Below are 13,679 nucleotides of genomic sequence, written 5' to 3'. Positions count from 1 at the left end.
ATCACCTATCTTTTTATTATTTGGCATCAAACCATGTTGGCCCGAAAGCATAATCCACTTTAAGGGGCACATTCAATTCAATGGCATTTTCCATTTCCTCCGGAACGATCACTTTAAGGATTTCGAGTTCCTCAGGAGGAGTTTCAAAAATCAATTCATCATGCACTTGAAGAAGCATTCTCGTTTTAAGCCCTTCCTTTTTCAGGCGCCTATTCATGTTAATCATGGCAAGCTTGATGATATCCGCGGCACTGCCTTGAATCGGCGTGTTCATCGCTGTCCGTTCGGCAAAGCTCCTGATGTTGAAATTCCTGCTTGTTATCTCAGGTATATAGCGCCTTCTTTGCATTAGAGTCGTGCTATACCCCTTTTGTCGGGCTTCATGTATACTTTCTTCCATATACTCCTGAACACCAGGAAAGCTTCTTAAATACTTCTCGATGAACTCTCCGGCTTCTTTTCTCGTGATGCCAAGACTTTGCGATAGTCCGTAGTCACTTATACCATAAACGATTCCGAAGTTGACCGCTTTGGCCTGGCGCCTCATGTTCGAAGTGACCTGCTCTGCCGATACATGAAATACATCCATTGCTGTCCTCGTATGGATGTCCATCCCTGCCTGGAATGCTTCCACCAATCCGCTGTCATTGGCGATATGCGCCAGGACGCGTAACTCGATCTGAGAGTAGTCGGCAGCAAAAATGATCCAATCCCTTTCGGAAGGAATGAAGGCCTGCCTGATTTTCCTTCCTTCTTCCAGTCTGATCGGGATATTCTGAAGGTTGGGATCTGTAGAACTTAACCGGCCGGTCTGGGTCAATGCTTGGTTGAACCGCGTATGCACCTTGTCCGTCATGCCATTGACCACTTTAAGCAACCCTTCAATATAAGTGGATTGCAGCTTACCAAGTTGGCGATACAGGAGTATTTCCTTAACGATATCGTGCTTGCTCTCCAGTTTCTCCAGCACATCGGCTGACGTCGAATAACCTGTTTTGGTTTTCTTCATGACCGGTAGCTCCAACTTTTCAAACAGGATGGCCCCTAGCTGTTTAGGTGAATTGATATTGAAAGCCTCTCCAGCCAAATCAAAGATACGGGCTTCGATGTTTCTTAAGCGAATGGCCAATTCCTGTCCCATGTTTTTCAGTCGGCCTATATCCACCTTGATTCCCTGCCATTCCATATTGGCCAGGATGATCGACAGAGGCAGCTCCAGTTCCGTAAATAGGTGAAGTTGCTCGAACTCTTGCAGCTTATCAATCATTGGTTCTTTCAGAGAAAGGATCGCCTTCGATTTTCTGGCAATATGCTCCCTCAATTCCGCTTCCTCAGGTATCTTGCGTTTTGCACCTTTTCCATAAAAAACATCATCCGTTTCAAGCCGGATAGCCCCTTGAGTTTTCGTGATTTCTGCGACTTCGTCCACTGACTCTGCCGGATCCAGGATATAGGATGCTAAAAACACATCAAAATCGATGCCTTTTATTTCTACTCCTCGATGACGCAATGCCACAACCGTACGCTTAGCATCGAAAACCGTCTTCTTTTTTGTTTCATCCTCTGCCCAGGATTTAAATGCGCCGGAATTCAGAGCATCATCTCCATGGAAGTAAAAATGACCTTGCTCATTACTGATGGCAATCCCGATTATATCTGCACGATGATAATTATCTTCTAAAATTTCAACATACAATGCACTTTCATCTGCAAACATACCTTCTGTCATTTCAGCCGTATGCACCTCTATTTTCTCCTGTTCAAGCGGTACACTTTCCGTTACATCCAATTTATCAAGCAAAGTCGAGAAGCCAAGCTCTTTATAGAACGAGATGACTCGCTCCTGATCCATGCCAGTGTACTCGGTCTCGTGCACGGAAACTTCCAGTGGCGCTTCCCTCGTGATTGTAGCCAGCTCTTTGCTTAACAGGGCCAAGTCTTTATGTTCTTCTATTTTCTCTTTCAATTTTTGTCCGCTTACCTCATCAATCGACTGCAGCAGGTTTTCAACCGTTTCAAATTGATGCAATAATTTAAGGGCCGTCTTTTCACCAACACCCGGTATACCGGGAATATTGTCGGAGGCATCCCCCATCAGCCCTTTTAAATCAATGATCTGTAAAGGGGAAAGACCGTATTTTTCATGTATATGCTTAGGAGTGTATTCTTCAATTTCAGTAATCCCCTTTTTCGTGATCGAAACCGTCGTACTAGGGGAGGATAATTGTGTTAAATCCTTATCACCGGAAATGACCTTCACTTCAAAGCCATCTTTTTCCGCTTGTAATGATAGCGTACCGATAATATCATCGGCTTCGTAGTTCTCCAGTTCATACCTTTTTATTTGAAAACAATCGAGCAGCTCGCGAATGAAAGGGAATTGCTCAGATAATTCTGGCGGCGTTTTTTGGCGCCCTCCCTTATATTCTTTAAATGATGCATGCCTGAATGTCGTTTTACCCGCATCGAATGCCACAAGTATGTGCGTTGGCTTTTCTTCTTCAAGAATGCGGTTGAGCATCATGGTGAATCCGTACACGGAATTCGTATGGACACCCTTATCATTATTCAAGAGCGGAAGCGCAAAAAACGCACGGTATGCAATGCTGTTTCCATCTATGAGTACTAACTTTTTATCCAAATCCGTCTTCCTCCAGTCATACAGGTTTATGTAATTTTAGCTTCTATATTAAAACGCAAAAAGCCGTTCATTTTCTCTCTCTATTCTACCATGAGTAGAAGCGGAAAGAAAAATGACGGCTACGCGGTTATTTAGTATTTCCCATTAACAAACTGGCATAAGGGGAATCTGAAGGCAGAACGATGACCGTTTGATCTCCAATCGTTTTTTTGTAGGATTCAAGAGTCCGGTATAGTTTATAGAATTCAGGGTCTTTGGAAAACGACTTATTATAGATTTTCGCTGCTTCCCCTTCTCCTTCAGCCCTGATCACTTCTGCATCGGCCTCTGCAGTCGAGAGCAATTCTTTCACTTTCCGATCAGTATCCGCAATGATACGGTTTTTCTTCGCATCACCTTTGGATAGATATTCCTGCGCTTTCGATTCCCGTTCGGAAATCATCCTCTTGAAGACGGATGCTTCATTTTCGGCCGGCAAGTCAGTCCGCTTTATCCGGACATCCGTCAAGCTGATGCCATAATTGTCCTTTTGCAGCAGATCGTTGACTTTTTCCGTTATGCGGTCGTTTAAACTTCCACGGGATGACTTCTCATCGTTGATGATTTCATCATAATTCAGCTGGCCCAGCTCTGAACGAACTGCCGAATAGATGAACTCTTCCATTTTCGTTTCGGCATTCTCAAGTGTCCTTGCATTTGTAATCAATTTCTTCGGATCTTCAATTCTCCAAACTGCATAGTTATCGATCAGCATCCGCTTTTTATCTTTCGTATTGATTTCCGCTTCGGAAACATCAGAACTCATCTGATACTTCGGCAAGGTCTCGACACTCTGAATGAATGGCACCTTCGCCTTCAATCCCGGGGTCTTATCGATCCTTACCACCTCACCGAATTGGCGGACGACTTTGTATTCGCCCTCTTTGACGATATATACATTGGTGAGGATGATCAGCAGCAACATGATGAAAATAATCAGGAAAATGCCGATTCTCATATAGCCCCTCCAATGAAAATCACCTTTTTTCAGCTCAGAGAAATCTATTATTTTTCCGCTCATTGTTTAGTGCCCCCTTCCCCTGTCGCTTTTTCTTCCGCTACATTCCCTTTTTTCGTTTCTTCTTCAGGTATAGTGGCATCATCAAGGGCAGGAGTTTTTTTCGTTTCCTCCTTTTCAAGGGAGCGAAGCGGCAAGTACTTCATTGTGTTTCCATCATCATTCATAATATAAATCTCTGCATTCGGCAATACTTCCTCAAGGGTCTCAATCATAAGGCGGTCCTTCGTAATCCCCTTATTTCCCTTATACTCACTGAGTAATTTTTCAAAGACCGCTACATCTCCGCGGGCAGCTTCCGTACGGGCGGCTTTATCCCCATTAGCCTGGGAAATGAGGGCATCTTTTTCCCCTTCCGCTTCATTCATACGTTTATTTTCATATTTATCCGCTTCGTTGATTTTCGTATTCGCCGTTTCACGGGCATCCGTTACATTGGTGAATGCTTTCCGCACTTCTTCATTCGGTAATTCCACGTCCTGGAGTTTAACCGCAGATATGGAAATCCCGACATCATATTTCTCCATTAGCTGAGACAATAAATCGCGTACATCCGCTTCGATTTGCGCTTTACCGGATGTAAGGGCATCATCGATTTTCGTGCTGCCGATAATGCTCCGCAATGCAGCTGAAGTCGTATCGAATAATATTTTTTCTGGATCATCTGCATTGTATAGATATTTTGGAGGGTCGGTGATTTTCCACTGAACCACCAGGTCGGCCAGTACAATATTTTCATCACCCGTAATCATTTTGGTCTCACTCGGGTAATCCGTCACCTCTCCATCCTCTTCCTTATATCCAAATTTAAGACTGAATGTTTCTTTGGATAATTTCTCGACCGATTGAATAGGCCAAGGCAGTTTAAAGTGAAGTCCTGGTTCCGTTATCGTCTGCTCCACTTTACCAAATGTCATTATGACAGCTTGATCGGATTCATCCACCGTGTACCAGGTCGATACCGCAACTACACCTAAAATTAAAATGAGAAAGACAAGTCCTGTAATCGTATATATCCTTTTTAAGCTAACGATATATATCACCCCTTCTTTGCCGTTATATCTTATTTACGCAAGAAAGGGCCTAAAGTTTCATGAAAATCAAATATTTTCCTAGAAAAATAGGATAGATGAATGGTTCCCGGGGAACATAGCCAAAATTAAAGACAGAGACTATGTCTCTGTCAATGTTTAACTCCTTGGATGAGGGGTTGTACAACCATTGTACCCCTGCATTATGAAGTCCGTTTTAAGGAATTGTAAAGGACATGTAAATAAGAAACCCGCTACATTTGTCCTTTTAAACTTTTATTTAAAGTGACTGTAAAGGTCGTCCCGGTTCCAGGTGTGCTTTCCACATTGATTTTACCTTTATGTACTTCTATTATATGCTTGACGATTGCCAGTCCAATGCCCGTTCCTCCTGAATCGCGGCTCCTCGCCTTATCGATCCGATAAAATCGTTCAAAGATCCTCGGCAATTCTTTTTCCTCGATGCCGATCCCGCTGTCTTGAACGGCAATATCGACCGTCTGTTCATTTTCAAGGATATCAACGGTGACCCTGCCGCCATTTGGAGTATAGGTCAATGCGTTCGTAATCAAATTGATGAAAACTTGTTTGATCCTGTCAGATTCCCCTTCAATGAATACTGGTTCCTGTGATGCCTTAATTTCAAGGGATACTTCTTTTTCCTTCAGTTTACCTATAAGCATCTCTTGTATTTCGCCAAGCACTTTCGTAATATCCACAACCCCTGCGTTTAAAACGAATTCCTGTTGCTCCATCTTGGATAAATTCAGAAGCTCCTGAATGAGTTCTTGCAGCCGATCACTTTCTTTCAGGATAATCGATAAAAAGTGCTTTAAGGTCTTTTCGTCTTTTAAGGCGCCGTCTAATAATGTTTCAGAAAAGCCTTTGATGGAAGTGATCGGGGTTCTCAATTCATGGGAAACATTAGCCACGAAATCCTTCCGCATCTGCTCGAGCCTTTTCAATTCGGTGATATCATGGAAAATGAGGAGGATCCCTTTCCATTCATCATGATTCCCGATTATGGGGGCCCCGTAAATCTCAAAATGCTTACGTTCTATGGAAAGCGGTATCTTCACCTGCCGTTTAATCGTTTTTTCCGTTCGAAAGATCTCTTCGATGATGGCTATCACTTGCTGATCTTTAATGACTGAATAATATTCCTGAAACAAAAATGTAGCGGAATTCACATGGAAACTTTTCTTGAATTCCCGGTTGATTAAGGTGGTATACCCTTTGTTGTCTATCAGCAAGACACCACTCCCGATATTTTCAACAAGTGTTTCCAAACGATCCTGATTCATTTTACTCGCTATCTCTGTTTCCTGAAGATTCCTCGCCAATATGTTCAAGGAAGTTGTCAGCATTCCCGTTTCATCGGAATGCCGCCCGAATGTCCGGGTTCCATAATTCCCTTTTGCCAGTTCAATGGCTGCCATCGTCGCCTCCTCGATCGGACGGGTATAGTATGAAGTGATTTTGCTCGCAAGCATGAGAATGATGATCAAGGCAACCCCTAAACAAATGATCAATATTTGCCACATTTGTTTATTCACTTGATGGATGGCCTCTATTTCATTGCTATGAACGACAAAGCCTTCAATTTCTCCATTCTTTTCAACCGTCTTCCAATAATAATGAACGTCCGCTTCCCCTTCGACCACTTCATACCCTTCCCCATGCTTAAGCCCTTTTTCCAAAGTTATTTTACGAAGGACATTGGCATGGCTTTTAAGTATTTCATTGGATGATGTGGAATCGTATAATATTTCCCCATTCGTGGAAAGAATGGTTAAATTCGAATCTAAAAGGGGTGTAAGTTTTGCCGTCTTCCCTTTTTCCAAAAAGGACTCGATCCCGCCATGTTCCTGAATATATGTAGAAATGAAAAATGTTTCATTCTGTATACGCTCATTGAACGTTTTTATATAATAACTTTTGAACAAGTGCCCTAATAAAAAGCCCACGGCCATCAGGACGACCATCACCAATGTGATGAGGGTATATAAGAGCTTTTTACGATAGGTCGTCATTCTTTTTTAGGCTCCTCAAGCTTATACCCTAAGCCCCTTATCGTTTTAATATAGAGTGGTTTTTTTGTATCTTTCTCTATTTTTTCACGAAGATGGCTAATATGGACATCGACGATCCGTGAGTCTCCCGCGAAATCATAATTCCATACCGCACTGAGCAGTTGATCCCTGGTCAGCACTCTTCCTTTATTCTTCGCCAAGTATAAAAGTAATTCAAATTCCTTTGGAGTCAATTCTAATTGCTGTTCATCAAAGAATGCTTCGTATCGTTCCGGGAACACTTTCAATTCCCCTAATTTCAAGAGACCATCTTCCTGATCCTGACTTGACTCGCTGCCGTTCGATTGTAACTGGGATCTTCTTAAAATCGCTTTAATCCGGGCAACTACCTCCCTAGGGCTAAATGGCTTGGTCAAGTAATCATCCGCCCCTAGTTCAAGTCCCAGCACCTTGTCAAATTCATCGTCCTTAGCTGTCAGCATCAAGATCGGTATATTGATTTTTTGCTGTCGAAGCTGCTTACATACTTCAAGCCCGTCCATTTTGGGAAGCATCAAATCCAATACGACTAAATCGGGGCGTATATCCACGGCAGCTTCCAGCCCTTGTTCTCCATCCAAAGCTGTGATTACCGAATAGCCTGATTGTTCTAAATTGTACTGAAGTAAGGTAACTATTGATTGTTCATCATCCACTACGAGAATTTTCTTTGACATTAGATCCTCCTGAATTATGTATTACCCAAAAGACCAATTCTTGGTCTACTCATCCAATTCCATTATAAAGAATATTATATGAAATTTACACATAAAAAAACGGAAAGAAAGTTATTCTTATCTGCAGCAGGGAGTTTATAAGTCCACGGATAGTTAAAGTGGTCTTTACAGCGGATAAAAAAACTGCCCGGAGTTGGAAATAGGCTTCGGCCTTTTCTTCCAAAATCCGGACAGTGGTCATGATCTATTATTGAAGGACTTGCATCACTGCTTTAACCGATTCAACTGATTTTGAAAGTGCAGCTTTTTCAGCTTCAGTCAATTCAAGTTCGATGATTTGTTCAATACCGTGTGCACCTAGTACAGTCGGCACTCCAAGGTAGATACCTTCAAATCCGTATTCGCCTTCAAGATACGCAATGGATGGAAGAACGCGACGCTGATCTTTAAGGATCGCTTCAGCCATTTCCACTAGCGATGCAGCTGGTGCATAATAGGCGCTTCCGTTTCCTAGAAGGTTTACGATTTCTCCGCCGCCAGTGCGGGTACGAGCTACTATTGCTTCTAAACGATCTTGAGGGATCAAAGTTTCCAAAGGAATTCCGCCAGCATAAGAGTAACGTACCAGAGGAACCATATCGTCTCCGTGTCCGCCAAGTACGAAACCAGTTACATCTTTAACGGATAAGTTTAATTCTTGAGCTACGAAAGTGCGGAAGCGGGCTGTATCAAGAACACCCGATTGTCCGATAACGCGTTCTTTTGGGAAACCCGATTCTTTGTATACAGTGTAAGTCATTGCATCTACAGGGTTAGTCAAAACGATGATTGTTGTATTAGGGGAATATTTAACTACTTCTTTAGTTACTGATTTCATAACCTTTTGGTTAGTTTGAACTAAGTCGTCACGGCTCATGCCGGGCTTACGGGCAATTCCGGCAGTGATGATCACTACATCGGAATCAGCTGTTTCTGCATAGTCTGATGTACCGATGATGTTAGCATCAAAACCTAGAACAGGTCCTGCTTCCGCCATATCAAGAGCTTTGCCCTTTGTAGGGTTTTCAGCTTGCGGAATATCAACTAAAACGATATCACCAAGTTCTTTTTGAGCTGCTAGGAATGCTGCTGTAGCACCAGTGAACCCAGCACCTACCACAGTGATTTTTTTGCGTTTAGACATGTTATTTCCTCCTTAAAATATATACATACTTTTGGAATACTTTTAACATCCTCATGAAAATAATATATAAGCCTTCTGGAAAAGCAGCCCGTTCAGGCACTTTTCCAGAAAGCATATAAAATGAATTATTTAAGGTTTTTGATAAGCTCGTCTGCGAACTCAGAACATTTAACTTCTGTTGCACCTTCCATTAGGCGGGCAAAGTCATATGTAACAACTTTAGAAGCGATTGTTTGTTCCACTGATTTTGTGATGCTGTTTGCAGCTTCATTCCAGCCAAGGTGCTCAAGTAAAAGAACGCCTGAAAGAAGGACTGAAGATGGGTTAACTTTATCAAGACCAGCATATTTTGGTGCTGTTCCGTGAGTTGCTTCGAAGATGGCATGTCCAGTTTCGTAGTTGATGTTTGCTCCTGGAGCGATACCGATTCCGCCAACTTGTGCAGCTAATGCATCAGAAATGTAATCTCCGTTCAAGTTCATTGTTGCAACAACATCAAACTCTTTAGGACGAGTCAGGATTTGTTGTAAGAAGATATCAGCAATGGAATCTTTAACGATGATTTTTCCTTCAGCTTCAGCAGCAGATTGTGCTTTGTTAGCAGCTTCAGTGCCTTCAGCATCTTTAATTTTGTCATATTGGTTCCATGTGAACACTTTATCGGCGAATTCTTGTTCTGCAACTTCATAACCCCAAGTTTTGAATGCACCTTCCGTGAATTTCATGATGTTACCTTTATGAACAAGCGTTAATGATTTACGGCCTTCTTTGATCGCATAGTTAAGTGCAGCGCGAACAAGACGTTTTGTTCCTTCTTCGGAAATCGGTTTAATTCCGATACCTGAAGTTTCAGGGAAACGAATATTTTGAACACTGAATTCATTTTGTAGGAATTCGATTAATTTCTTAGCTTCGTCAGAACCTTTTGCATATTCGATACCAGCATAGATATCTTCAGTGTTTTCGCGGAAGATGACCATGTCAGTATCTTCTGGACGTTTAACTGGTGAAGGTACACCTTCAAAGTAACGTACTGGACGAAGACATACGAATAAGTCCAACACTTGACGCAATGCAACGTTCAATGAGCGGATACCGCCACCGATTGGAGTTGTAAGAGGTCCTTTAATAGCGATTAGATATTCGTTAATGACATCAAGAGTTTCTTGTGGAAGCCATTCGCCCGTTTGGTCAAATGCTTTTTGTCCAGCCAAAACTTCTTTCCATTCGATTTTCTTTTCGCCATTGTAAGCTTTTTCAACTGCTGCGTCTAAAACGCGGGATGCTGCAGCCCAGATATCGGGACCGATTCCGTCTCCCTCAATATAAGGAACGATTGGGTTGTTTGGTACGTTAAGAGCACCATTAGTTACTGTGATTTTTTGGCTTTGTGTCATGTCTCTTACCTCCGATTCAAATTCAAAGGTTAGATGGCCTGCCATTAAATGGTGCAGAGCCACTAACCTTTTTTACTCACATCTATTAATTTACTACAAATTCGATGAAATAAAAAATGATTTTTCGAAAAACTTTTAATTAGCGTTGTTCAATCGGTACGTATTTTTGCATACCTGGTCCAACATACTCTGCACGCGGACGGATAAGGCGGTTGTTTGAATATTGCTCAAGGATATGAGCGATCCAGCCTGAAGCACGGCTTACAGCAAAGATTGGTGTGAATAGGTCATGTTCGATACCTAAACTGTGGTATACGGAAGCAGAATAGAAATCCACATTCGGCGGAAGATTTTTTTGACCGGTTACGATTTCATGAATTTTGATAGACATATCATAATATTGCGGTTGGCCAGTTAGTTCAGTCAGTTTTTGTGACATTTCTTTAAGGTGTTTAGCACGAGGGTCACCTTTACGGTATACACGATGGCCAAAGCCCATGATTTTTTCTTTATTGGCTAATTTTTCATTGATATATGGTTCAACGTTTTCAACTGAACCAATGTCTGTAAGCATTTTCATGACTTGTTCGTTAGCTCCGCCGTGAAGTGGGCCTTTTAAAGCGCCGATAGCAGAAGTTACGCCAGAATAGATATCAGATAATGTAGCCACACAAACGCGTGCAGTGAATGTAGATGCATTTAATTCATGGTCAGCATGAAGGACCAACGCTTTATTGAATGCTTCTTCTTCGATTGCCGTTGGTTCGTTACCGCTTAACATATATAAGAAGTTAGCAGCAAAGCTTAAATCTGTACGTGGCGCAACAGCCTCTTTCCCTTGACGGATGCGAGCGAAAGTTGTTACCAATGTAGGGATTTTAGCTTGGATGCGGATTGCTTTACGATAGTTAGCGTCTTCACTCATCACATCTGCTTCTTCATCATAAAGACCAAGAAGAGATACTGCAGTGCGAAGAGCTCCCATTGGATGTACTTTATCAATTGGGTATGTTTTGAAGTGATTAACCACTTCAGCTGGAATTTCAGCATTTTCAGCAAGTTGTTTAGTTAATTCTTCTAGTTGGCTTTTGTTCGGAAGAGCTCCGTGCCATAAAAGATAGATTACTTCCTCAAATGTTGCGTTTGAAGCCAAATCATCGATGTCATAACCTACATACGTTAATGTGTCATCGATAATGGAGCTTACTGATGAAGTTGTTGCTACCACACCTTCAAGACCTTTTGTTGCTGTCATACTAAATCTCTCCTTTTCCTAAGTATTCCCCTATGCCCTTGCTATTAGCGTATAAATATAGCGCTTCCAAGAAATTAGCTATTGTAAACAACCATCTATTTTTTAGCAGAAGACCTACATCTTGTATTGAAAGCGTTCACAGAATATGACCCCACCAATAGTAAAATGTACGATAATCTTAATAAGAAATTCTAAAAATAATGCTTGTAGCTATTCCTAGTGAGCGCTTGCTCAATAACTACATCTTTTTTTAAGATTCCTCAAAAATATCAATGATATTCTGAATCCCAATTTTAATAAAACAGAGCAGTTACATGATTATTATAAACAATAAACACTTTTTTGGGAATGAAAAGCACTTAAAATGTGAAAAAATTATTATTTTATTAGAAAAATTAGCTACATATTCTCTTGCTTTTTTTTCATGCGATTCAAAACGTTTTTTTGAAAATACGTCACAAAGCAGAATAAACGAAACATTAAATAGAAAATTTATATTCCCAGTACTGACGGACTTTTCTGCTCTTTGCGACTCGCTTCATTTAAAAAAATTGAAGATCTGCATGCATAAATAAGCAATTCCCGCCCCGATTAATGGACCAACAGCCACCCCTTTGAACAATGCAACCGCCAGAATCGTCCCAAAAACAAGAGCTGTGGTAATGTGCGGATCATGTGATAGGAGCGTAATCCCATTTTTTGCTATGAGCGCAACCGCTATTCCAGATGCAAGCGCAATCCAGGCATAAGGAGATTTTATCGCGTCTCCGAGTTCCTTGAAACCTATTGCGCCGTTTGCTATGGGTATGAGTACGGAAATCGTAATGATCGTAACGCCCAGGTTGATGCCTTTCGCTTCCAGGTATGGAAACACTTTAGCGTCGAGACCAATCAGTTTCATGCTTAAAAGAAAACCCGCAGCCATGATCAGTGAGGTATTTTTCCCGAACCAACCGATTGCTGCAAGCAGAATTAAAAATACGACAGGACCGTTGATCAATATCCCTTCACCTTCTTCCTTCTGTTTTTGTTATTTTAACATAACAAACTCCTCTGTTGCCTAGGAGAAATATGATTTATGGAACGATGCAACGACGGAAAAAAGTTGACCTGAAAGATGAAAGAATCTTTCCTTTCTTTTCCATCATCGTTACAATTATAATACAAACTTTAAGATTGAAGGAGGATATGACTTGAATCCGGTATATATGTATCGTTTCATTCGCTCTTTACTGGTCGTCGGAGGGATAATTTCAGGTGGAATAGCCTTGTTTTATTTATCTAAATATACATATCCCTTCATCATTGCCCTGATAATCGCTTTCTTGATGAATCCCTTGGTCACTTTTTTCGAAAGGAAAGCAAGGCTGCCACGGGGGTTGGCTGTATTCGTTTCCCTTTTACTCATTTTCCTTTTATTTGCGGGTCTTATCACCTTACTGGTTACCGAGATCATTTCAGGGACCAATTACCTTGCCGGAGTCATCCCGAAACACATTGAAACCATCGTGGATTATATAGAAACATACATCGCTTCCACCGTCATTCCTTTATATAATCAAATAACTGCCATGTTCAATAATCTGGATATCGAACAGCAAGACACAGTCCTCAAGAATATCCAAAATATCGGTGAATCCATCACTACCGGAGTAAGCGGCTTCATTCAAGCTTTCTTGAAGAACATCCCCACGATCATCGGATGGTTTCCAACTACAGCAACAGCACTCCTTTTCACCCTGTTGGGCACTTTCTTCATCAGTAAAGATTGGGACACCTTTGGCCGCATGACCGGAAAAGTGTTGCCTGATAAGATTTTTGCTGGTGCCAAGCGTTTATTCAGGGACTTAAAACGGGCTTTGTTCGGGTTTATCCGTGCACAATTCACTCTTGTTTCATTGACGACTGTTACGATTTTAATCGGATTTCTCATTTTGGGAGTGAATTATTCAATTACCATTGCCTTGATATGCGGACTGGTCGATATCATTCCCTATTTAGGGACAGGGACGATTTTCATTCCTTGGATCATCTTTGAATTCATCGCCGGGAATACAAGCCTTGCAATCGGTTTGTCCGTCCTTTACATAATCGTCGTTGTCCAGCGTCAGTTAATTGAGCCAAAAGTACTTTCTTCCAGTATTGGTTTGGATCCGCTTGCCACTCTCATCGCCTTGTTCATCGGCTTCAAATTGATCGGATTCCTAGGGCTGATTGCAGGACCTGTCGTACTTGTCATATTCAATACACTTCAGCGTGCAAATGTCTTCAAGGCCCTATGGACCTTCATCATCGGGGATACTAAGAAAATCACTTAAGTTAATCCAGACATCTATTAGCATTCACCCATATCCATTTAAAAATCC

10 protein-coding genes are annotated in these 13,679 nt (G+C 41.6%); 1 reads left to right on the top strand and 9 read right to left on the bottom strand.

Features of this window, described 5'->3' with window-relative positions; translation table 11 throughout:
* Window positions 1-16 precede the first annotated feature (16 nt).
* The 9 genes from polA to IOC57_RS00495 form a co-directional block, all read right to left on the bottom strand.
* Complete coding sequence (polA, locus tag IOC57_RS00535) at window positions 17-2,641, bottom strand: DNA polymerase I (RefSeq protein WP_207436893.1); 2,625 nt, start codon at window positions 2,639-2,641, stop codon at window positions 17-19.
* 127 nt (window positions 2,642-2,768) lie between these two features.
* Window positions 2,769-3,701, bottom strand: coding sequence for a protease modulator HflC (gene hflC, locus IOC57_RS00530; protein ID WP_207436892.1), 933 nt, complete (start codon window positions 3,699-3,701; stop codon window positions 2,769-2,771).
* Window positions 3,698-4,732, bottom strand: a complete 1,035-nt coding sequence (gene hflK, locus IOC57_RS00525) for an FtsH protease activity modulator HflK (RefSeq protein ID WP_207437178.1) — start codon at window positions 4,730-4,732, stop codon at window positions 3,698-3,700. Before hflK ends, hflC begins: the two co-directional genes overlap by 4 nt.
* 251 nt (window positions 4,733-4,983) lie before the next feature.
* Entirely contained in the window at window positions 4,984-6,762 is a 1,779-nt protein-coding gene (gene pnpS / locus IOC57_RS00520; RefSeq protein ID WP_207436891.1) for a two-component system histidine kinase PnpS, read from the bottom strand.
* On the bottom strand, window positions 6,759-7,478 hold the full coding sequence (locus IOC57_RS00515; protein ID WP_207436890.1) for a response regulator transcription factor: 720 nt from the start codon (window positions 7,476-7,478) through the stop codon (window positions 6,759-6,761). The genes pnpS and IOC57_RS00515 overlap by 4 nt, the downstream gene beginning before the upstream one ends.
* Before the next feature lie 247 nt (window positions 7,479-7,725).
* A complete protein-coding gene (gene mdh, locus IOC57_RS00510) occupies window positions 7,726-8,661 on the bottom strand; it encodes a malate dehydrogenase (RefSeq protein WP_207436889.1) in 936 nt (311 codons plus the stop codon).
* A gap of 125 nt (window positions 8,662-8,786) precedes the next feature.
* Complete coding sequence (gene icd, locus IOC57_RS00505; protein ID WP_286184441.1) at window positions 8,787-10,103, bottom strand: NADP-dependent isocitrate dehydrogenase; 1,317 nt, start codon at window positions 10,101-10,103, stop codon at window positions 8,787-8,789.
* A 94-nt stretch (window positions 10,104-10,197) separates the two neighbouring features.
* Window positions 10,198-11,313, bottom strand: coding sequence for a citrate synthase (gene citZ, locus IOC57_RS00500; protein WP_207436887.1), 1,116 nt, complete (start codon window positions 11,311-11,313; stop codon window positions 10,198-10,200).
* 538 nt (window positions 11,314-11,851) lie between these two features.
* The gene (locus IOC57_RS00495) at window positions 11,852-12,313 is read right to left on the bottom strand and encodes a DUF441 domain-containing protein (RefSeq protein WP_034309113.1); all 462 of its coding nucleotides are present in this window, start codon (window positions 12,311-12,313) and stop codon (window positions 11,852-11,854) included.
* Between the two features lie 193 nt (window positions 12,314-12,506).
* On the opposite strand from IOC57_RS00495, the gene ytvI reads away from it, so the two are divergent.
* Window positions 12,507-13,631: a sporulation integral membrane protein YtvI gene (gene ytvI / locus IOC57_RS00490; RefSeq protein WP_207436886.1), complete on the top strand. Its 1,125-nt coding sequence runs from the start codon at window positions 12,507-12,509 to the stop codon at window positions 13,629-13,631.
* Window positions 13,632-13,679 lie beyond the last annotated feature (48 nt).

Origin of the sequence: Bacillus sp. SD075, from assembly GCF_017355165.1 — a bacterium.
Taxonomy (GTDB): Bacteria; Bacillota; Bacilli; order Bacillales; family DSM-1321; genus Peribacillus.
Note: the sequence above shows the minus strand (reverse complement) of the source record. Positions and strands in the feature narration are given on the sequence as shown.

What these genes read in the sequence shown, in the direction of transcription:
- hflC (WP_207436892.1), bottom strand. Translation starts at nt 3,701, where the DNA reads ATGAGCGGAAAAATAATAGATTTCTCTGAGCTGAAAAAAGGTGATTTT.
- pnpS (WP_207436891.1), bottom strand. Translation starts at nt 6,762, where the DNA reads ATGACGACCTATCGTAAAAAGCTCTTATATACCCTCATCACATTGGTG.
- IOC57_RS00515 (WP_207436890.1), bottom strand. Translation starts at nt 7,478, where the DNA reads ATGTCAAAGAAAATTCTCGTAGTGGATGATGAACAATCAATAGTTACC.
- mdh (WP_207436889.1), bottom strand. Translation starts at nt 8,661, where the DNA reads ATGTCTAAACGCAAAAAAATCACTGTGGTAGGTGCTGGGTTCACTGGT.
- icd (WP_286184441.1), bottom strand. Translation starts at nt 10,103, where the DNA reads ATGGCAGGCCATCTAACCTTTGAATTTGAATCGGAGGTAAGAGACATG.
- citZ (WP_207436887.1), bottom strand. Translation starts at nt 11,313, where the DNA reads ATGACAGCAACAAAAGGTCTTGAAGGTGTGGTAGCAACAACTTCATCA.